General features: G+C 66.4%; 16 protein-coding genes. 10 read left to right on the forward strand and 6 right to left on the reverse strand.

From position 1 onward, the window contains the following. Positions 1–312: 312 nt before the first annotated feature. Positions 313–429, forward strand: a complete 117-nt coding sequence (locus MKP05_RS21905) for a DUF6194 family protein (RefSeq protein WP_338072364.1) — start codon at positions 313–315, stop codon at positions 427–429. 107 nt (positions 430–536) lie between these two features. Here the strand turns inward: MKP05_RS21905 and MKP05_RS19245 are convergent, their stop codons facing one another. Both MKP05_RS19245 and MKP05_RS19250 read right to left on the reverse strand, forming a co-directional pair. Then, a complete protein-coding gene (locus tag MKP05_RS19245; protein WP_240569776.1) occupies positions 537–737 on the reverse strand; it encodes a DUF2905 domain-containing protein in 201 nt (66 codons plus the stop codon). A gap of 103 nt (positions 738–840) precedes the next feature. Continuing rightward, positions 841–4059, reverse strand: a complete 3219-nt coding sequence (locus MKP05_RS19250) for an FAD-binding and (Fe-S)-binding domain-containing protein (protein ID WP_240569777.1) — start codon at positions 4057–4059, stop codon at positions 841–843. A gap of 367 nt (positions 4060–4426) precedes the next feature. On the opposite strand from MKP05_RS19250, the gene serS reads away from it, so the two are divergent. Then, positions 4427–5704 carry a serine--tRNA ligase gene (gene serS / locus MKP05_RS19255; protein WP_240569778.1) on the forward strand — a complete coding sequence of 426 codons (1278 nt, stop codon included), beginning with the start codon at positions 4427–4429 and terminating at the stop codon, positions 5702–5704. A 166-nt stretch (positions 5705–5870) separates the two neighbouring features. Here the strand turns inward: serS and MKP05_RS19260 are convergent, their stop codons facing one another. Beyond that, positions 5871–6641, reverse strand: coding sequence for an SIMPL domain-containing protein (locus tag MKP05_RS19260; protein ID WP_240569780.1), 771 nt, complete (start codon positions 6639–6641; stop codon positions 5871–5873). Positions 6642–6836: 195 nt separating this feature from the next. Here MKP05_RS19260 and MKP05_RS19265 point away from each other — a divergent pair, with 195 nt between their 5' ends. Continuing rightward, positions 6837–7943, forward strand: coding sequence for an AI-2E family transporter (locus MKP05_RS19265; protein ID WP_240569781.1), 1107 nt, complete (start codon positions 6837–6839; stop codon positions 7941–7943). A 75-nt stretch (positions 7944–8018) separates the two neighbouring features. Here the strand turns inward: MKP05_RS19265 and trxA are convergent, their stop codons facing one another. Beyond that, a complete protein-coding gene (trxA, locus tag MKP05_RS19270) occupies positions 8019–8342 on the reverse strand; it encodes a thioredoxin (protein WP_110282051.1) in 324 nt (107 codons plus the stop codon). 260 nt (positions 8343–8602) lie between these two features. On the opposite strand from trxA, the gene cysB reads away from it, so the two are divergent. Further along, complete coding sequence (gene cysB / locus MKP05_RS19275; protein ID WP_240569782.1) at positions 8603–9574, forward strand: HTH-type transcriptional regulator CysB; 972 nt, start codon at positions 8603–8605, stop codon at positions 9572–9574. A gap of 6 nt (positions 9575–9580) precedes the next feature. On the opposite strand, the gene MKP05_RS19280 is transcribed toward cysB, so the two are convergent. After that, positions 9581–10201, reverse strand: a complete 621-nt coding sequence (locus MKP05_RS19280) for a phosphoadenosine phosphosulfate reductase domain-containing protein (RefSeq protein WP_110282049.1) — start codon at positions 10199–10201, stop codon at positions 9581–9583. 114 nt (positions 10202–10315) lie between these two features. Beyond that, positions 10316–11683 carry an aminodeoxychorismate synthase component I gene (gene pabB / locus MKP05_RS19285; RefSeq protein WP_240569784.1) on the reverse strand — a complete coding sequence of 456 codons (1368 nt, stop codon included), beginning with the start codon at positions 11681–11683 and terminating at the stop codon, positions 10316–10318. A gap of 239 nt (positions 11684–11922) precedes the next feature. Between pabB and MKP05_RS19290 the strand changes: the two genes are divergently transcribed. The 6 genes from MKP05_RS19290 to prpD all read left to right on the forward strand — a co-directional run bounded on the left by MKP05_RS19290 (position 11923) and on the right by prpD (position 20468). Then, the gene (locus MKP05_RS19290; protein ID WP_240569785.1) at positions 11923–12633 is read left to right on the forward strand and encodes a GntR family transcriptional regulator; all 711 of its coding nucleotides are present in this window, start codon (positions 11923–11925) and stop codon (positions 12631–12633) included. Between the two features lie 34 nt (positions 12634–12667). Beyond that, the gene (gene prpB, locus MKP05_RS19295; RefSeq protein ID WP_240569786.1) at positions 12668–13552 is read left to right on the forward strand and encodes a methylisocitrate lyase; all 885 of its coding nucleotides are present in this window, start codon (positions 12668–12670) and stop codon (positions 13550–13552) included. Positions 13553–13670: 118 nt separating this feature from the next. After that, complete coding sequence (prpC, locus tag MKP05_RS19300; RefSeq protein WP_240569787.1) at positions 13671–14798, forward strand: bifunctional 2-methylcitrate synthase/citrate synthase; 1128 nt, start codon at positions 13671–13673, stop codon at positions 14796–14798. Positions 14799–14979: 181 nt separating this feature from the next. Continuing rightward, the gene (acnD, locus tag MKP05_RS19305; protein ID WP_240569788.1) at positions 14980–17598 is read left to right on the forward strand and encodes a Fe/S-dependent 2-methylisocitrate dehydratase AcnD; all 2619 of its coding nucleotides are present in this window, start codon (positions 14980–14982) and stop codon (positions 17596–17598) included. Between the two features lie 95 nt (positions 17599–17693). Then, the gene (gene prpF / locus MKP05_RS19310) at positions 17694–18872 is read left to right on the forward strand and encodes a 2-methylaconitate cis-trans isomerase PrpF (protein ID WP_240569789.1); all 1179 of its coding nucleotides are present in this window, start codon (positions 17694–17696) and stop codon (positions 18870–18872) included. Between the two features lie 111 nt (positions 18873–18983). Further along, entirely contained in the window at positions 18984–20468 is a 1485-nt protein-coding gene (gene prpD / locus MKP05_RS19315) for a 2-methylcitrate dehydratase (protein ID WP_240569791.1), read from the forward strand. The last annotated feature ends 649 nt before the right edge of the window (positions 20469–21117 follow it).

Raw genomic sequence — 21117 nt, forward strand, 5'->3', positions numbered from 1 at the left:
TCGTGCTACCTTTTCCTCGGTGGTCATAGTGGTTTCCTCATGGTGTTACAGCCGAGCGTCAGACACTCGTTCTATAACCCACGGGGGGGCACTATGGCCACTTTGCTGTCAGTGGCCGACTGTCAGGTAAATACCATTACACCTCACACAAACACATGATCAAGCGCAGCACTGCGCAGCCTTCGGCCGCCTGACGCTCGCAAGCTCGCGCCGGTGTGCGCAGCGTTATGACCAAGGGGGTAAAGTGCGGAAAAGGAAATCTCGGAGTACATTCTTGACCAGTATCGGGGTTTGGTTGCGGTCTATGCGTGGATGTCTTGGGTATGTGTTCTCAATCCCGACAAAACCATGATCGAAGACTTGGCTCCTTTGCTGAATGAGTCCTATGATCTGGTGGTCAAAAAGTATGCTAAACGCATCAAGTCATAACCGGGCCAATGGCGGCGACAGCTTTTTCGTAGGCGGCTTCGCCTCCACTTCAAAGCTGCACGTGTTGGCGGCGGTGTCTGTCAACATAGATTATTACTTCTTGTCTCTCACCGATTGAACAACCACAATATCCCCGACAGTACCAGGCTGGCCAGGATCATGGTGGTGATGGGAAAGTAGAAGGAGAAGTTCTCACGTCGGATGACGATATCGCCGGGGAGCTGGCCAAGCGGTAGCTTGGAGAGCCAGGGCCAGAGCAGGCCGATGGCGACGATGAGCAGGCCGATCAGGATCAGGGTGCGGTTCATGGGGTCGCCTCTCGTTTCCTGAATCCAGGCTCGATGGGCTCCTGAGTGAATTAGACAAAGCGTCCACCGGTGGTTTTACCGGTAGGCGCTTTTTTGTGCTGGCTCAGCCGCGCCGCTTGAGCTCCGTGAGCAGGGCCTGCAGCGGGTGCGGCAGGGCCCGGTCGGAGAGCCGCTTGACCTGGCTGCGGCAGGAGTAGCCGGTGGCCAGCAGGCGTCCGGTGTTGGCCGCGTCTTCCACGACCTTCTGCCAGGAGAGACCATAGATGGCCCGGGAGGTTGCGCGGTTGCGCGCCTCATGGCCGTAGGTGCCGGACATGCCGCAGCAGCCGGTGGCGACCAGCTCGAGTTCGAGGCCGAAGGCGGTGAACACTTGCTGCCACGCCTTGGGGCTGCCCGGGGCGTTGGTGGCCTCGGTGCAGTGGGAGAGCAGGCGGTAGCTCGCCGGTGACGTATCGTCGTCGCGGCGTGCCGGCGCGAGGCGGGAGGCCAGGGTCGGGGTCTGAGCGACCAGCCACTCCTGGAGCATCAGCACCTCGGGCACGGCCTCAGGTCCCAGCGCCTTCACGTACTCCTGGCGGTAGGTGAGGGTCATGGCCGGGTCGACGCCCACCAGGGGCACGCCGAACTCGGCCAGCGTGCGCAGCCGCCGGGCCTGTTGCTCGGCGGTGCGCGCGAAGGCGCCGAGGAAGCCCTGGACGTTGAGCGGCTTGCCGTTGGGGGCGTAGGGGGCGACGAAGACCCGCACGTCGAGCCGCGCGAGCAGCTCGACGATGTCCATCACCAGCCGGGCCTCGAAGTAGCTGGTGAAGGCGTCCTGGACGATCACCACGCTGCGGGCCTTCTGGGCTTCGGTGAGCAGGCCGAGCGAGGTGGGGGTGGCCTCGGCGACGCTCCAGGCCTTGAGCTGCTTGCCGAGGCTGGCCCGTGACAGTCGCGGGCTGTCGACCATGCCGATGGGCCCGGCCAGCAGGCGGTCGACCAGGCGATTGCCGAGGGCGGCGTTATAGAGCGGCGCCACCTTGGAGAGCGTCGGCACCAGGAATTCCAGGCCGCCGATCAGGTAGTCGCGCAGCGGGCGCAGGTAGCGGCCGTGGTAGACCTCGAGAAACTGGGAACGTGCCTCGGGGATATTGACCTTGACCGGGCACTGGCCGGCGCAGGACTTGCAGGCCAGGCAGCCGGCCATGGCGTGGTAGACCTCGTGGGAGAAATCCGCCTCGCCGCGCCGCTGGGCCAGGGTGTTCTTGAGCCGCAGCGGGAAGTCCTTGACGAAGCCCCAGGCGCCCTCGGCCTGCTTCTTCCTCGACTCCTCCACCAGGTCGATGCCGGCCGCGCCCTGCAGGCGCAGCCATTCGCGCACCAGGCTGGCGCGCCCCTTGGGCGACTGGACCCGCTCGCGGGTGGCCTTCCACGACGGGCACATGGCGTCATCGGGGTCGTAGTTGTAGCAGGCGCCGTTGCCGTTGCAGTAGACGGCGGCGCTGTGGGCCTGCCAGACACGCTCGTCGATCTGGCGGTCGAGCTGGCCGCGGGTGGGCACGCCGTCGATGGTCAGCAGGCCCGGGTCGACCCACTTGACCGGCTGTGCCTCGGTGGCCTGTTCCGTGACGGCGTCGGGCGGGCTAAGGGCTCCGACCCTGCGACCTGCCCCCGATGCCCCCTCGTCGGAGAGGGTTTGGATAGGCGCGCTATCGGGAGTCGCGATCTTGCCGGGGTTCAACTGGTTGTGGGGGTCGAAGGCGGCCTTGATCCGCTGCAGGCAGGGGTAGAGCGCGCCGAAGAAGCTGGGCGCGTACTCGGAGCGCACGCCCTTGCCGTGCTCGCCCCACAGCAGGCCGTGGTACTTGTGGGTCAGTTCGGCCACCTCGTCGGAGACCTCGCGAATCAGCCGCTCCTGCTCGGGGTCCTTCATGTCGATGGCCGGGCGCACGTGCAGCACCCCGGCGTCCACGTGTCCGAACATGCCGTAGGCCAGGCCGCGGGCATCCAGGGCGGCGCGGAACTCGGTGATGAAGTCCGCCAGGTGCTCCGGGGGCACCGCGGTGTCCTCGACGAAGGGGATGGGGCGCTTCTCGCCCTTGGCATTGCCGAGCAGGCCCACCGCGCGCTTGCGCATGCCGTAGACCCGCTTGATGGCGTCGTGCCCCTCGGCCAGGGTATAGCCCAGGCGCTCGACGCTGGCGTCCTCCTTCAGATGGCAGCAGAAGGCGTCGACCCGCTCGGCCAGGCGCTCGGGGTCGTCGTCGTTGAACTCGACCAGGTTGATGCCGCGTACCGGCGTCTCCCCGGCCGGAAAGAACTCCCCCACGCTGTCCCAGACGAAGTCCTCCATGGCCAGCAGCAGCACGGTGTCGTCCACCGTCTCGATGGAGGTGGGCGCCGCGCTGCTCGCCATCAGCGCCTTGGCATCGCGCAGGGCGTCCATGAAGCCGGCGTAGCGCACGTTGACCAGCGTCGAGTGCCGGGGGATCGGCAGCACATTGAGCACTGCCTCGTTCAAAAAGCCCAGCGAGCCCTCCGACCCGCACAGCAGGCTGTTCAGATCGAGACGCCCTTCCGCGTCCCTGAGATGCGCCAGGTCGTAGCCGGTCAGGCAGCGGTTGAGTGGCGGGAAGGTGTCTGTGATCAGCTCGCCCTGGGTGTCGATGATCTCGCGGGCGGTGCGGTAGGCGCGGCCGGTGGCGTCGTCGCGCGCGCAGAGGGCCTCCAGCTCGCCGTCGTCGACCGGGCGGCTGACCAGGCGCTCGCCGCCCAGCAGCACGCTGTCGAGCTCCAGCACATGGTCGCGGGTCTTGCCGTACTCGCAGCTGCCCTGGCCGCTGGCGTCGGTGGCGATCATGCCGCCGATGGTCGCCCGGTTGGAGGTGGAGAGCTCGGGGGCGAAGAACAGCCCGTGGGGCTTCAATGCGGCATTGAGCTGGTCCTTGACCACCCCGGCCTGGACCCGCACCCGGCGGTTCTCGACGTCGATGTCGAGGACGCGGTTCATGTGCCGGGAGACATCCACCACCAGGCCGTCGGTGAGCGACTGGCCGTTGGTGCCGGTGCCGCCACCGCGGGGGGTGAGCACTACCCGGCGATGTTCCACCTGGCCGGCGAGGTGCGCGATGCGCTCGAGATCCTCTGCCCCCCTGGGGTAGAGCACCGCCTGGGGCAGACGCTGGTAGATGGAGTTATCGGTGGCCAGTACCGTGCGGTTGGCATAGTCGGGGGCGATCTCGCCCTCGAAGCCGGCGGCCTCGAGGGCCTCGAGAAAGCGCAGGTAAGGCGCGTCCTGGCCCGGGAGGGTGGGCGAGTCGGCGGTGTCCAGTCGTGCGATCATGGTGTCGTATTCGGTGGTGGCGCCGCCGGGGCAATACCAGGGTAATGCCGGGCGGACAGAAGGGGATGGGCCTACTTTACCGCGACAGGGCGGTGGGGCGCATCCCGCGGTCGGTGGCGCGTGGCGCAGCGAGGGCCTTTTGCCTACAATGGACGGCCTGATTTTTTGACTTCCCTTGGGCAATCACGGTTAGCCATAGTGGAAGCGCCGGGGACAGGCCGGAGAGGAGGTCCCGCCCTGGATGGCAAATGTAGCGCCCAGGGATGGGTTCACAGCGCCTCCTCGCAGGCCTGTCCGTGGCGCAACCTGAGCGACAAGGCCGGCTGCATTGCCCTGTGACTTCACCGACTGCAACGGACCGGATTCCATGCTCGATCCCAAACTGCTGCGCGGCGACCTCGAGATAGTCGCCCAACGACTGGCCAAGCGGGGCTTCGTCCTCGACACCGAGCGACTCGAGGCGCTGGAGTCCCGGCGTCGCGAGCTGCAGGCCGAGACCGAGTCCCTGCAGAGCGAGCGCAACACCCGCTCCAGGGCGATCGGCAAGGCCAAGGCCTCGGGCGAGGACATCCAGCCGTTGCTCGACGAGGTGAGCGACCTGGGCGATCGCCTCGATGCCGCCAAGGCGCGGCTGGCCGAGGTGCAGGTCGAATGGGACGAGGTGACCAGCGGCCTGCCCAACCTGCCCCACGACAGCGTGCCGGTGGGCGAGAGCGAGGAGGAGAACGTCGAGTTGCACCGCTGGGGCACGCCGAGGGCCTTCGACTTCGAGGTCAGGGATCACGTGGACCTGGGGGCGCTCAGGAATGACCTGGACTTCGACCTGGCGGCCAAGCTGACCGGCGCGCGCTTCGCGGTGATGCGCGGCCCCATCGCGCGGCTGCATCGGGCGCTGACCCAGTTCATGCTCGACAAGCAGACCCTCGAGCACGGCTATGAGGAGTGCTATGTGCCCTATATGGTCAACGCCGACTCGCTCTTCGGAACGGGGCAACTGCCCAAGTTCGGCGAGGACCTGTTCCGCCTCGACGACGAGCGCGGCTATCACCTGATTCCCACCGCCGAGGTGCCGCTGACCAACTTCGCCCGCGACGAGATCCTCGACTACAAGGCGCTGCCGCTGAGGCTCACCGCCCATACGCCGTGTTTTCGCAGCGAGGCGGGCTCCCACGGCCGCGACACCCGCGGCATGATCCGCCAGCACCAATTCGACAAGGTCGAGATGGTGCAGATGGTCGAGCCCGAGCGCAGCTACGAGGCGCTGGAGGAGATGCGCGGCCACGCCGAGGCGATCCTCCAGGCGCTGGAGCTGCCGTATCGTGTCGTCACGCTCTGTACCGGTGACATGGGGTTCGGCGCCGCCAAGACCTACGACCTCGAGGTATGGCTGCCGAGCCAGTCGACCTACCGCGAGATCTCCTCGGTGTCCAACTGCGAGGCCTTCCAGGCACGGCGCATGCAGGCGCGCTTCCGCCACCCCGAGCAGAAGAAGCCGCAGCTGCTGCATACCCTCAACGGGTCCGGCCTGGCGGTGGGGCGCTGCCTGATCGCGGTGATGGAGAACCACCAGAACGCCGACGGTTCCATCACCATTCCGGAGGTGTTGCGGCCCTATATGGGCGGGATCGCGACCATCAACGTCTAAGCATCAGGGGCCTGTCGTCGCGGCTTTCCCGGCGACAGGCCTGCGCGGAGGCGCTGTGAACCCTTCCCTGGGCGCTACATTCCTCTTCCTTGAGGAATGACCTCCGCTCCGACCCGTCCCCGGCGCCGCTTGCTCCAGTCTTTATCCGCGAGCATTCTGCTCGGCGCTACGGCTCGATATCCCAGCTGACGCTGACCCCCGCCTCGATGGTGATGGTGCCGGGGCGATACTCGCCCTGGGGGGCGCTCTCCCTGGCGTCGGCGCTCATGGCCATCATGCGCGGGGCGTAGATCGGGGCGCGGGTCTCGGCGATGCTGGTCACCGGGCCCAGCGACACGCCCAGCGTTTCGGCCATCAGCTCGGCCTTGTGACGGGCCTTTTCCAGTGCCTTGACCAGCGCCTCGTCGGTGGCGGCGTCGCGGTCGGCGAGGTCGTAGGTCACGCCATCCAGCGCATCGACACCGGCCTCGGTCAGGGCATCGAGCAGCAGCGGCAGGCGTTCCAGGTCCTCTACCTCGAGCCGGAAGGGGCGCTCGAGGCGGGTGCGCACCAGCGTCTCGCGATCGTCGTCTCCGTGCCTCTCGCCGGGCAGGTGTTCGGGCTGCACGTTCAGCGAGCCGGCGCTGATCGCCTCGCGCTCCAGGCCGGCCTCTGCCAGGGTACGGATCAGGGTGGCGGCACGCGCCTCCAGGCGGTCGCGGGCCTCGCGCAGGGCGTCGGGGTCGTTGGCGGTGGCGTCTCGCCGGGCGATGGCCGGCGTGCGCTCCCAGAGGCGGGCGCTGAGGGTGGCGCGGTCGGGTATCACGTCCAGTTGGGCCTCGGCCTGGACATCGAGCCGCGAGCGGGACTCCTCGGCCAGCGTGGGGGTGGCGATCAGCGGCGTGACGACGAGCAGGGCACCCAGCAGCAGCTGCCGGGGGAAGAGAGCGAGCGACATGGAAGCCTCCTTGCGACGGGCAGTGTAAACGGCGGCATGATACCGTGCCCCGCTTCGAGCGCCGACGTCAGCCGTGGTTCCGTGGTCGGGACGGCGTCCATCGAATCTGCACCTTCTCCGTGGTGTTTCAAACGGTTTGTACCCGCGCCCGGCAGGCGGCATCATGGGCGTTCACTGGCTGGTAGGGACCCCGGCATGCGCCTTCCGGACGACGAGTCCTTGCGGACCGTTCCCCTCAACCTCATCCTGGCCCTGGCGGCCCTGGTGATCATCATTGCCGGCATGAAGGCCGGGTCGGACCTGATCGTGCCGTTGCTGCTGGCGTTGTTCATCGCGGTGGTCTGTACGGCACCGGTGCAGTGGCTCCATCGCCTGGGGCTGAGCCTGCGTCTGGCGGTCTGGCTCACCCTGCTGGTGATCGGGGCCTTCCTGTCCCTGCTGGGGCTGCTGGTCGTGAACAGCTTCGGCACCTTCGTCGAGGCCCTGCCGGGCATCGAGACGCGCCTCTACGAGTACTACCTGAGCCTCCTCGACCGGCTCGCCACCATGGGGCTCGCCATCGACCCGGAACGCCTGGCGAGGCTGTTGGAGATCGAGGACGATGGCGTCTGGGTGACGGCGCTGCTCGGTGAGCTGGGCAATCTGCTGGTGCAGAGCATGGTGGTGGCACTGCTGGTGGTGTTCATGCTGTTCGAGACGCTCAACTTCCGCGACAAGGTCTCGCGGGCGCTGGCCAATCCGGCGCCGAGCCTGCGTCGTTTCAGCGAGTTCAGCCTGACGCTCAAGCGTTACCTGGCCGTCAAGACGATGATCAGCCTGGTGACCGGGGCGCTGGTCTGGCTGGCCTGTGTGTTGGTGGGCGTGGATTTTCCCCTGCTGTGGGCCGTGCTCGCCTTTGCCCTCAACTTCATCCCCAATATCGGCTCGGCCATCGCCGCCATTCCGCCGGTCCTGCTGTTGCTGGTGTCTCAGGATGGCGGGCTGTTGTCGGCGATGTTGCTGGCCGCGGCCTATCTGGTGATCAACTTCGTGCTCGGCAACCTGGTGGAACCACGCGTCATGGGACGAGCACTGGGGCTCTCGACCTTCGTGGCCTTCCTCTCGCTGGTGGTATGGGGCTGGGTGTTCGGTGCGGTGGGGATGCTGCTCTCGGTGGTGTTGACCATGACGCTCAAGATCGCCCTCGACAGCCATCCCGATACCCGTTGGATCGCCCACCTGCTGGGACCCGGCGAGCGGTTCGTCGACGACGACATCGAGGATGCCGACCAGCCACCCTCGCAACGCGATGGCGGGGCCTGAGGCGACCGCGGGGTCTCGAAACGACTTCGCCCCGGCCGGGGCCGGGGGCGAAGTGGCCGTTCCAGCGGGAACCGATCAGGCGTTCTGATCGATGAACTGCGCCAGTTGCGACTTGGACTGGGCACCGACCAGGGAGGCCACCTTGCTGCCCGACTTGAACAGCATCACGGTGGGGACACCACGCACCCCCTGTTCGGCGGCGATCTCCGGGGCGTCGTCGACGTTGATGCTGACGACCTTGAGGTTGCCGGTACGCTCCTCGGCGACCTCGTCGACCACCGGTGCCATCACCTTGCAGGGACCGCACCAGGGGGCCCAGAACTTCAGCAGGACCGGCGTTTCGGCCTTGAGGACTTCCTGCTCGAAGTTGGCATTGGTGACATCGACGTTGTTGGCCATGTGATTCTCCAGTTACGTTGCGCTGCATCGAGCGGATCGGGGTGGCACGCCTGGGGCGTGTCTGGTCGGCTGATGTTAGCGGCCGACCGGGTCGCTGGCAAATGGCGGCCCGCTAGTCGTGCCATAGCTCCCGGCTATCGTGGGCCGGGAGGAGGACCGATCTGGCCGGTTTTCTTTTATGCTATATAGTGATTACATGATGCCACTTTAATCACTATCGTGTATCGCATCGCCGGGCGGTAGAGGGAGCCGAGTCCACCATGAAACTTCAGCAGCTGCGCTATATCTGGGAAGTCACACGTCACAATCTCAACGTGTCGGCGACGGCCCAGAGCCTCTTTACCTCGCAGCCGGGCATCTCCAAGCAGATTCGCCTGCTGGAGGACGAGCTCGGCGTGGAGATCTTCGCCCGCAGCGGCAAGCACCTCACCCGGGTCACGCCGGCGGGACAGGCGATCATCGAGCTGGCCGGCCAGGTGCTGCGCCTGACCGAGAATATCAAGGAAGTGGCCCAGGAGCACAGCGACGAGCGCCGCGGTAGCCTGTCGATTGCCACCACCCACACTCAGGCTCGCTACGCGCTGCCTCCGGTGATCCGCGACTTCACCCGCAAGTATCCGGACGTGGCCCTGCACATGCAGCAGGGCACACCCAAGCAGATCGCCCAGATGGTCAGCGACGGCCAGGCCGATTTCGCCATCGCCACCGAATCGCTGGAGTTGTTCAACGACCTGGTGCTGCTGCCCTGCTATCGCTGGAACCGCTGCGTGCTGGTGCCCAGGGGGCATCCCCTGGCCCAGCTCGAGACCCTGACTCTCGAGGCGCTGGCCGCACATCCGCTGGTCACCTATGTGTTCGGCTTCACCGGCCGCTCCCAGCTCGACGACGCCTTCAGGGCCCGTGGCCTGACGCCCAACGTGGTGCTGACCGCCGCCGATGCCGACGTGATCAAGACCTATGTGCGCCTGGGCATGGGGGTGGGGATCGTCGCCCACATGGCGGTGGATCCGGAACAGGACACCGATCTGGTGGCGCTCGATGCCGGGCACCTGTTCGAGAGCTCCACCACCAAGATCGGCATTCGTCGTGGCACCTTCATGCGCAGCTACATGTACGACTTCCTCCAGCGCTTCGCCTCGCACCTGGACCGCGACCTGGTCGATGCCGCCATGACCGCGGGGCCACGCCATGAACAGGGGCTGTTCGAGAGCATCACGCTGCCGGTGCGTTGAGCCGGCTCAGTGCTGCAGGTGCAGGCCGCACTCGCGCTTCTCCTCGACCTTGGTGGGGTCGAAGTAGTCGAAATTGTTGGGCAGGTCGTGGGCCTGCAGGTACTGGTACATGTCCCGGGCGCTCCAGTGCAGCAGCGGTGACACCTTCAGCAGGCCACCGGCATTGCGGCTGACGGGGGCCATGCGCGCGCGCTCCGGGGTGTCCTCGGCGCGCAGCGCCGTGAACCAGACATCCGGCGCCATTTCCTGCAGCGCCCGCTCGAAGGGCTCCAGCTTCACTTCCCGGGTAAAGGCCTCGTGGCGAGGATCCTCGATGCCCGGCATCGGCCCCTCCACGGCTTCCCGGTGAGCCCGTGAGCGGCGCGGCAGATAGGTGATCAGGTTGAGGTCGAGCCGCTGGACCAGCTCGTCGGCGAAGCGGTAGGTGGCTTCCGTGTTGTAGCCGTTGTCCATCCACACCACCGGGATGTCCGGCCGCTGGCGCGTGACCATGTGCAGGATGACCGCTTCGAAAGGGCGGAAGTTGGTCGTGCAGATGGGGCGTTCGCCTTGTTCCAGGGCCCAGCGAATCAGCGCTTCCGGGTCCTTGCCAAGTTCACTGTTGATAGCGTCGAGTGATGATGCCATGGGGGGCTCCAGGTCGTTGACGACAATTGGCCCTACCCTACCAAAGCCTGCGGAGCGTCCCCCAATACCGTTTCATTGGATGGATATATCAAAAAGGAAGAAAAATGTCGGCGCTTATTCCATATCGTGCTGAGTGTCGGTGACCGTCAGGGCGTCCATCAGGTGGCGGATCTTGTCCAGGGTCTCGACGTACTCGTCCTCGCCTCTTGAGTCGGCCACCAGGCCGCCGCCGCCCCAGAGATGCAGGCGGCCGCGATCGGCCACGGCGGTGCGGATGGCAATGGAGGTGTCCATGCGACCGCGCACGTCCACGTAGCCGAGGCTGCCGCAGTAGGCGCTGCGCCGGCAGGGTTCGAGTTCGTCGATGATCTGCATGGCCCGCACCTTGGGGGCGCCGGTGATGGAACCGCCGGGAAAGGCCGCGGCCAGCAGGTCCAGGGGGCGACGCCCCGCAGCCAGCTCGCCGGTGACCACGCTGACCAGGTGGTGGACATTGGCGTAGCTCTCGAGCCCGCAGAGTTGCGTTACCCGGACGCTCCCCGGTCGGCAGACCCGGCCCAGGTCGTTGCGCAGCAGGTCGACGATCATCACGTTCTCGGCACGATCCTTGAGGCTCGCCTCGAGCTCCCTGGCGAGACGCCGGTCCTCCTCGGGGGTGTCGCCGCGGGGGCGGGTGCCCTTGATCGGGCGCGCCTCGATCTGGCCGCCGAGGCAGCGCAGGAAGCGCTCGGGCGAGAGCGACAGGATCGCCTTGTCGTTCCAGGCCATGTAGCCCGCGAAGGGAGTCGGCGTGGCTTCCCGCAGGCGCAGGTAGGCGGCCCACAGGTCGCCTTCGTAAGGGGCGCTGAAGCGCTGGGCCAGGTTGATCTGGTAGCAGTCGCCGGCCCGGATATAGCGCTGCACGGCATCGAAGCGCCGCAGGTAGCCGTCACGGTCCAGCTCGCCGGTGAAGGCGGCGGTGAGCCGGAAGTCACCCGTCGGAGAGGGCGCTTCATCCAGCCAGCCGATTACCTGCCGGCGCCGCTCGGGGGTGGCCACCAGCCAGGTTTCCCGGCGCACCTGATCCTGGATCAGTGCCCAGTCATGCAGGCCGACGCGACTCGAGGGGAGGTCGACCACTCGCTGCGCCCGGCCGGCGACCGGCTCCAGCTGGCTCGCCAGGTCGTAGCTCCAGTAGCCGATCAGGCCGCCGAGAAACGGCAGGTCGCTGTCGGGCACCGTCGCCGGCAGGCGATCGAGCAGGGCCTGCTGGGCGGCAAAGGGGGAGCGACCGGCGAGTGCCGGGTCGCCGTGTACGCTGCCCGCGGCATCGATCTCGAGCAGGCCCAGCGGGTCGCTGCTGAGGATGTCATAGCGGCCTCCCGGGGCAGCAGGGCGCCCGCTGTCGAGCAGTACGGCACCGGGGCGGTGGCGCAGTGCCGTGAAGTAGGCCAGCGGATCCTCACGATGGGGCAGGGGGGTGATCTCGAGTCGTGGTGTCATCAAAGTGCCTTCCCTGAACAGGCGCCCCATTCTAGGCATCGCGCCCCGGTTTGTCCCTCCCGTTGCCTCCTCGGGGCAGTGATGCCCTGTCAAGGAGGCGACGGCGATTGTCGACATTGTCCGGTCTGGCTGGCGGGTTGTCTACAACCAAAGATGTAGGATGTCGCGCCGAATCGATGGTTGACCGCCTCCTAGTCAGTGATTAAAGTGCTTCTATCACTTAATTGTCGACAATTGCCATGAACTCAATCGTACCGGAACAGGCTACTCCCGAGGCTCGTACCCTGGCCGAGCGGGTCTTCCAGCAGCTCCAGGACGCCATCGTCAGGGGCGAGTTGGCGCCGGGCAGCAAGATCACCGAACCCGGGCTGTCGAAGACCTACGGCATCTCCCGGGGCCCACTGCGCGAGGCGATGCGTCGCCTGGAGGCCCATCGCCTGATCGAGCGGGTGCCCCATGTGGGGGCGCGGGTGGTCAAGCTGTCAATGAAGGAGCTGCTGGAACTGTTCGACCTGCGGGAGGCGCTCGAGAGCATGGCGGCCCGCCTGGCCGCCGAACACATGACCAGCGAGGAGGTCGCCGGGCTGCGCGAGGTGCTCGCGCTGCACGAGCGCCAGAGCGACCTCAAGCGTGGCGAGGCCTACTATCAGCGCGAGGGCGATCTGGACTTCCACTTCCGTATCGTCCAGGGCAGCCACAACCGCATGCTGATGACGCTACTCTGTGACGACCTCTATTACCTGGTGCGGCTCTATCGCACCCAGTTCAGTGCCAGCGGCTCGCGCCCCCAGCGCGCCTTCGTCGAGCATCACCGCATCGTCGATGCCATCGAGGCCGGCGATGCCGAGCTGGCCGAACTGCTGATGCGCCGGCACGTCAGTGCTTCCCGGGCCAATGTCGCCGACCGCTATGCCGCCATTCTGACACAGGAAGACGAGGCGACCGCCTGAGGCCGGCCCGGATCACTTTACCAGGAGACATCCCATGACCCTACAGACCCCCGGTGCGCGCTTCCGCGCCGCCCTCGAGGCCAGCCGCCCGCTGCCCATCGTCGGCACCATCAACGCCTACACCGCCATGATGGCCGAGCGCGTCGGTCACCGGGCGATCTACCTCTCCGGTGGCGGTGTGGCCAACGCCTCCTTCGGCCTGCCGGACCTGGGCATGACCACCATGAACGACGTGGTCGAGGATGCCCATCGCATCACCGGCGCCACCGAGCTGCCGCTGCTGGTGGACATCGACACCGGCTGGGGCGGCGCCTTCAACATCGCGCGTACCGTCAAGGAGATGCAGCGTGCCGGGGTGGCGGCGGTGCACCTCGAGGACCAGGTCGCCCAGAAGCGCTGCGGTCACCGTCCCAACAAGGCAATCGTCTCCCAGGCCGAGATGGTCGATCGCATCAAGGCCGCCGCCGATGCCAAGTGCGACCCCGACTTCTACCTGATCGCGCGTACCGACGCCTTCCAGAAGGAGGGGCTGGATGCCGCCATCGAGCGTGCCAACGCCTGCATCGAGGCCGGTGCCGATGCCATCTTCGCCGAGGCGGTGCACACCCTCGATGACTACCGCGCCTTCTGCGAGCGCATCGACGCCCCGATCCTGGCCAATATCACCGAGTTCGGCGCCACGCCGCTGTTCAGCCAGCAGGAGCTCGCCGAGATGGGCTGTCGCATGGTGCTCTATCCGCTGTCGGCCTTCCGCGCCATGAACGCGGCGGCGCTCAAGGTCTACCAGAGCATCCACGACCAGGGGCACCAGAAGGACGTGGTCGAGCTGATGCAGACCCGCGACGAGCTCTACGACTTTCTCAACTACCACGATTTCGAGCGCAAGCTCGATGCCCTCTTCGAGGAAGGCGCCGACTGACTGATAGTGCCGAGACGGGTGGCGATGAGGCGCGCGCCGGATGCTGTGGCGGACGCCCGACAACAACGACACGACAAGCACGCATACGACAGCCAAGTGCAAGACGAGGAGACGCGACATGGCAGATAAATCCGTCAGTAGTACCGGCCTGCGTGGCCAGAGTGCCGGCAGCACGGCGTTGTGCACCGTCGGCAAGACCGGCTCTGGCCTGACCTACCGTGGCTTCGACATCGAGGAGCTGGCGGAGAAGGCGCGCTTCGAGGAAGTGGCCTACCTGCTGCTCAAGGGCAAGCTGCCCAACCAGGCCGAGCTCGACGCCTACATCACCAAGCTCAAGGGCCTGCGTGGCCTGCCCCAGGCGCTCAAGGCGGTGCTCGAGCAGATTCCGGCCTCCGCCCACCCCATGGACGTGATGCGCACCGGCGCCTCGATGCTGGGTAACCTGGAGACCGAGCAGAGCTTCGACGAGCAGCAGGACGCCTCCGATCGCCTGCTGGCGGTGCTGCCATCGATCATCTGCTACTGGTACCGCTACTCCCACGAGGGCGTGCGCATCGAGACCGAGACCGACGACGAGTCGGTGGGCGCCCACTTCCTGCACCTGCTGCGCGACGAGGCCCCCAGCGAGCTGCACGCCCGGGTGATGAACGTCTCGCTGATCCTCTATGCCGAGCACGAGTTCAACGCCTCGACCTTCACCGCACGCGTCTGCGCCTCCACCCTCTCCGACCTGCACTCCTGCGTGACCGGTGCCATCGGCTCGCTGCGCGGCCCGCTGCATGGCGGTGCCAACGAGGCGGCCATGGCGATGCTCGAGAACTGGACCTCCCCGGACGAGGCCGAGCGCGAGATCCTGGGCATGCTCGAACGCAAGGAAAAGATCATGGGCTTCGGCCACGCGATCTACCGCGAGTCCGATCCGCGCAACGCCATCATCAAGGAGTGGTCGAAGAAGCTCGCCGCGGACGTGGGCGACAGCGTGCTCTACCCAGTCTCAGAGCGCGTCGAGGCGGTCATGTGGCGCGAGAAGAGGCTGTTCTGCAACGCCGACTTCTTCCACGCCAGCGCCTACTACTTCATGGACATCCCCACCAAGCTGTTCACGCCGATCTTCGTCTGCTCGCGTGTCACCGGCTGGTGTGCCCATGTGTTCGAGCAGCGCTCCAACAACCGCATCATTCGCCCGAGCGCGGACTACGTCGGCCCCGAGCATAGCGTATGGGTGCCGATCGAGGAGCGTGACTGACGTGTCCGCCTATGCCCGGTGAAGGCGGGGCCGGGGACAAGGCGAAGCGAGGGTCCTACGCCATGGATGGCGTCGGTAGCGCCCAGGGATGGGTTCACAGCGCCCTCGCGGAGGCTTGTCGCCGGCCAGCCAGCCGCTGCTGTCACCTCTCTTTATGTCCATGACCCGATGGTGCCACGCCATGAATACCGACTATCGCAAACCGCTTCCCGGCACCGAGCTGGACTACTTCGACGCACGCGCCGCCGTCGAGGCGATCAAGCCCGGTGCCTACGACACGCTGCCCTACACCTCCCGGGTGCTGGCGGAAAACCTGGTGCGGCGCTGCGATCCGGCCATGCTGACCGATTCGCTCAAGCAGCTGATCGAACGCAAGCGCGACCTCGACTTCCCCTGGTTCCCGGCCCGCGTGGTGTGTCACGACATCCTCGGTCAGACCGCGCTGGTCGACCTGGCCGGCCTGCGTGACGCCATCGCCGACAAGGGAGGGGACCCCGCCAAGGTCAATCCGGTGGTCCCGACCCAGCTGATCGTCGACCACTCCCTGGCCGTGGAGCACGCCGGTTTCGAGAAGGACGCCTTCGAGAAGAACCGCGCCATCGAGGATCGCCGTAACGACGACCGCTTCCATTTCATCGACTGGACCAAGACCGCGTTCGAGAACGTCGACGTGATCCCGCCCGGCAACGGCATCATGCACCAGATCAACCTGGAGAAGATGTCGCCGGTGGTGCAGGTGCGCCCCGACGAGAAGGGAAAGCGCGTGGCCTTCGTCGACACCTGCGTGGGCACCGACAGCCATACGCCGATGGTCGACGCCCTGGGCGTGATCTCGGTGGGGGTGGGCGGCCTGGAAGCCGAGAGCGTGATGCTGGGTCGTGCTTCCTGGATGCGCCTGCCGGCTATCATCGGCGTCGAGCTGACCGGCAGGCTGCAACCGGGCATCACCAGCACCGACATGGTACTGGCGCTGACCGAGTTCCTGCGCCGCGAGCGGGTGGTGGGGGCCTACCTGGAGTTCTTCGGCGAGGGTGCCTCGAGGCTGACCGTGGGCGACCGCGCGACCATTTCCAACATGACACCGGAATACGGTGCCACCGCGGCGATGTTCTACATCGACGAGCAGACCATCGACTACCTCAGGTTGACCGGTCGCGACGACGACCAGGTGGCGCTGGTCGAGACGTTCGCCAGACAGACCGGCCTGTGGGCCGATAGCCTGGCGAACGCCGAGTACGAGCGCGTGCTGACCTTCGACCTGTCCAGCGTGCCGCGCACCCTGGCCGGCCCCTCCAACCCCCATGCCCTGCTGCCGACCTCGGAGCTGGCCTCGCGCGGCATCAGCGGCAAGGTGGAGAACGAGGCAGGCAAGATGCCCGATGGCGCGGTGATCATCGCCGCCATCACCAGCTGCACCAACACCAGCAACCCGCGCAACATGGTGGCGGCCGGCCTGATCGCCCGTAACGCCAATCGGCTGGGCCTGACCCGCAAGCCCTGGGTGAAGTCCTCCCTGGCGCCGGGTTCCAAGACGGTCAGGATGTACCTGGAAGAGGCCAGGCTGCTGCCCGAGCTCGAGGACCTCGGCTTCGGCGTGGTGGCCTTTGCCTGCACCACCTGCAACGGCATGAGCGGCGCCCTGGACCCGATGATCCAGCAGGAGATCATCGACCGTGACCTCTATGCCACGGCGGTGCTGTCCGGCAACCGCAACTTCGACGGGCGGATTCACCCCTACGCCAAGCAGGCCTTCCTGGCCTCGCCGCCACTGGTGGTGGCCTACGCGATCGCCGGGACCATCCGTTTCGACATCGAGAAGGACGTGCTGGGCCATGACCCGGACGGCAACCCCGTCACCCTGAAGGACATCTGGCCGAGCGATGAGGAGATCGACGCCATCGTCAAGGCGAGCGTGAAGCCCGAACAGTTCCGGGAGACCTATATCCCGATGTTCGATGTGGACAAGGGCGCGCGTGCCCAGGTGAGCCCGCTCTACGAGTGGCGCCCGCAGAGTACCTACATCCGCCGCCCCCCCTACTGGGAAGGGGCACTCGCCAGGGAGCGCACCCTCAAGGGCATGCGTCCGCTGGCGGTGCTCGGTGACAACATCACCACCGATCACCTGTCGCCGTCCAATGCCATCATGGCGAACAGCGCCGCGGGTGAGTACCTGGCGAAGATGGGCCTGCCGGAGGAGGACTTCAACTCCTACGCCACCCACCGGGGCGATCACCTGACGGCCCAGCGTGCGACCTTCGCCAACCCCAAGCTGCTCAACGAGATGGTGCGGGATGATGCCGGCCAGGTGAAGCAGGGCTCACTGGCGCGGATCGAGCCGGAAGGTCAGGTCACCCGCATGTGGGAAGCCATCGAGACCTACATGGCGCGCAAGCAGCCGCTGATCATCGTGGCGGGGGCCGACTACGGCCAGGGGTCGTCCCGCGACTGGGCCGCCAAGGGCGTGCGACTGGCCGGTGTCGAGGCCATCGTCGCCGAGGGGTTCGAGCGCATCCACCGCACCAACCTGATCGGCATGGGCGTGCTGCCGCTGGAGTTCGAGCCTGGCACCACCCGCGAGACCCTGGCCCTCGACGGCACCGAGACCTATGACGTGATCGGCGAGTTCACGCCGCGTGCCACCCTGACGCTGGTCATCACCCGCCGGAACGGTGACCGCCGGGACGTGCCGGTGACTTGCCGACTGGATACCCAGGAGGAAGTGTCGATCTATGATGCCGGTGGCGTGCTGCAGCGCTTCGCCCAGGACTTCCTGGAAGCCGAGGCGGAAGCGGTCGGCTGAGCCGGGTAACGACTGTCATCGGTTGAACCCTCTTGTCGACCCAGCGCCTACCAGGCCCGGGTCGACCCCCTCCCTGTCCACAGGAAGCGATTTCCATGGCACATGCCCCCCAGATCAGGATTCCCGCCACCTATATGCGGGGTGGCACCAGCAAGGGCGTCTTCTTCCGCCTGCAGGACCTGCCCGAGGCCGCCCGGGTGCCCGGTGAGGCCCGGAACAGGCTGCTGATGCGGGTGATCGGCAGCCCCGATCCCTACCAGAAGCAGATCGACGGCATGGGCGGGGCGACCTCCAGCACCAGCAAGACGGTCATCCTGTCGCAGAGCGAGCGCCCCGATCACGACGTCGACTACCTGTTCGGCCAGGTCGCCATCGACAAGCCCTTCGTCGACTGGAGCGGCAATTGCGGCAACCTCTCCGCCGCCGTGGGGCCCTTCGCCATCAGCAACGGCCTGGTGGACCCCGAGCGCATTCCGGAGAACGGCGTGGCTGTCGTGCGCATCTGGCAGGCCAACATCGGCAAGACCATCGTCACCCGGGTGCCGATCACCAACGGTGCGGTGCAGGAGACCGGCGACTTCGAGCTCGACGGCGTCACCTTCCCGGCGGCCGAGGTGCCGGTGGAGTTCATGGACCCGGCCGACGGGGAGGGGGCGATGTTCCCCACCGGCAACCTGGTCGACGACCTCGAGGTGCCGGGGGTGGGGACCCTCAAGGCCACCATGATCAATGCCGGCATCCCGACCATCTTCGTCAACGCCGCCGATATCGGCTACACCGGCACCGAGCTGCAGGAGGCGATCAACGGCGATGCCAGGGCCCTGGCCATGTTCGAGACCATCCGCGCTCATGGGGCGGTGCGCATGGGCCTGATCCGGCATGTCGATGAAGCCGCCAACCGCCAGCACACGCCGAAGGTGGCCTTCGTGGCCAAGCCGGTCGACTACGTCGCCTCCAGCGGCCAGCCGGTCAAGGCATCCGATGTGGACCTGCTGGTGCGGGCGCTCTCCATGGGCAAGCTGCACCACGCCATGATGGGCACCGCCGCCGTGGCCATCGGCGCCGCGGCGGCGGTACCGGGTACCCTGGTCAACCTGGCTGCGGGCGGCGGCGAGCGCAACTCCGTGCACTTCGGTCATCCCTCCGGCACCCTGCGCGTGGGTGCGGAGGCCAGTCGGGTCAATGGCGAGTGGACGGTCACCAAGGTGATCATGAGCCGCAGTGCACGGGTGTTGATGGAGGGCGGGGTACACGTGCCGGGAGACAGCTTCTAGCGATTCCTTAGCAGACCTTCCCCGAGCCCTCTGTCCGGGTGGCAGCGGTCACCTATAGTGAGAGTGCTCGGGGCGTCCTCGATCCCCGGCGGTTGAAGAGGAGGCAGACCCATGAGTACGACGGTGGAAGCCAATGTGCGTCCGGACTACGACGTCGAGCTGCAGAGGATCGCCGACTATGTCCTGGAGTACCGGATCGAGAGTGCCGAGGCGCTGGATACCGCCCGCAACTGCCTGATGGACACCCTGGGCTGCGGCTTGCTGGCGTTGCGTTTTCCCGAGTGCACCAAGCACCTGGGGCCGCTGGTCGAGGGTACCGTGGTGCCCCATGGCGCTCGCGTGCCCGGCACCTCCTTCCGCCTCGACCCGGTCAAGGCGGCCTGGGACATCGGGGCCATCATCCGCTGGCTGGACTACAACGACACCTGGCTGGCCGCCGAATGGGGGCATCCCTCCGACAACCTGGGGGGCATCCTGGCCGTGGCCGACCACCTCTCCCAGAAGCGTGTCGCCGAGGGCGAGGCGCCGCTGACCGTGCGCGAGGTGCTCGAGGCCATGATCATGGCCCACGAGATCCAGGGGGTGCTGGCGCTGGACAACTCCTTCAATCGGGTCGGTCTCGACCATGTGGTGCTGGTCAAGGTGGCGTCCACCGCCGTGGTCGCCAGGATGATGGGGGCCAACCGCGAGCAGCTGCTCTCTGCCCTGTCCCATGCCTGGGTCGACGGCCAGAGCCTGCGCACCTATCGCCACGCCCCGAACGCCGGCTCGCGCAAGAGCTGGGCGGCAGGGGATGCGACATCGCGGGGGGTCCGGTTGGCCGATATCGCCCTGCGCGGCGAGATGGGCATCCCCGGCGTGCTCACGGCGCCGCAGTGGGGCTTCTACGACATCCTGTTCTCCAAGACCAACAAGGACCAGAAGCTCAAGCCCGAGACGGAGCGCAAGTTCTCCTTTCAGCGTGACTTCGGCACCTACGTGATGGAGAACGTGCTGTTCAAGATCGCCTTTCCGGCCGAGTTCCATGCCCAGACCGCCTGCGAGGCGGCCGTCACCCTGCACCCGCAGGTCAGGGAGCGTCTCGACGATATCGACAGGATCGTGCTGACCACTCACGATTCGGCAATCCGCATCATCTCCAAGTCCGGCAGGTTGGCCAACCCGGCCGACCGTGACCACTGCCTGCAGTACATGACCGCCGTGCCGCTGGCCTTCGGCAACCTGGTGGCCGAGCACTACGAGGACGAGTTCCACGAGTCCCACCCGATCATCGACGAGTTGCGCGGGAAGATGGAGGTGGTCGAGGACGAGCGCTACTCCCGTGACTACCACGATCCCGAGAAGCGCTCCATCGCCAATGCCATCCAGGTGTTCTTTACCGATGGCACGTCAACCGACAAGGTCGAGGTCGAATACCCGATCGGTCACCGTCGGCGTCGTGCCGAAGGTATCCCGGTGCTGGAGGAGAAGTTCAGGCGCAACCTGGCCACCCGCTTCCCGTCCGCCCGCTGTGCACGGATCTTCGAGCTGTGCAAGGATCAGGCACGCCTGGAGAGCACCGCGGTGCACAGGTTCGTCGACCTGTTCGTGATCTGATCCCGTCCGGCGAGCAGCGCCCCGAAGTCAGAATGCGCGCCCCTTCGAAGGAGAGGCTGCCCGACCCGGATGCCGCTACGCCAGTGACCGCTGGCGGGGTGCTTCGGCACCAGCCTGGTACCCGGGGAAGAAACTTGGCGGGAGTCATGGCAGAGAGGCGAGGAGTGGACTATCTTTTTTAGTTGCAGGGGGGTTGCGTGCGCCCTCGGAAATCCGTAAAGTACGCATCCGCTGCCGGCGACGGGCAACGTTGCAGGCGGTGATGAGTGGCAGAAGTGATTGTTCTGGAAGCATAAATCTTGACAGTCACGGCGGATTCGGTAGAATGCGCACCACTCGTGACAGAGACCCGCTGAGGGCTCTATCGGCGACCAGCGAGGCTGGCGCGTCGATGTTTCCCACCCGATCGGGTGGTGACACGAAGCCTTGACAGCGAGCGCCGATCACGTAGAATACGCCTTCCTCGCCGGGCGCTGGGCCAGACGGCACAGCAACAGCGAGACGCTCCGCTCTTTAAGGGTTCGGAGCCGCTCTTTAACAATCGATCAGGTAATTCATGTGGGCGCTTGTCGATGGGTCGGTGACCAGTCACAGAACCATCAAGGCAAGCGACTCGTCAAAGACTTTCGGGTCTTTTTGAGAACGTTTG

It is taken from the genome of Halomonas flagellata (assembly GCF_022487945.1).
GTDB lineage: Bacteria > Pseudomonadota > Gammaproteobacteria > Pseudomonadales > Halomonadaceae > Halomonas > Halomonas flagellata.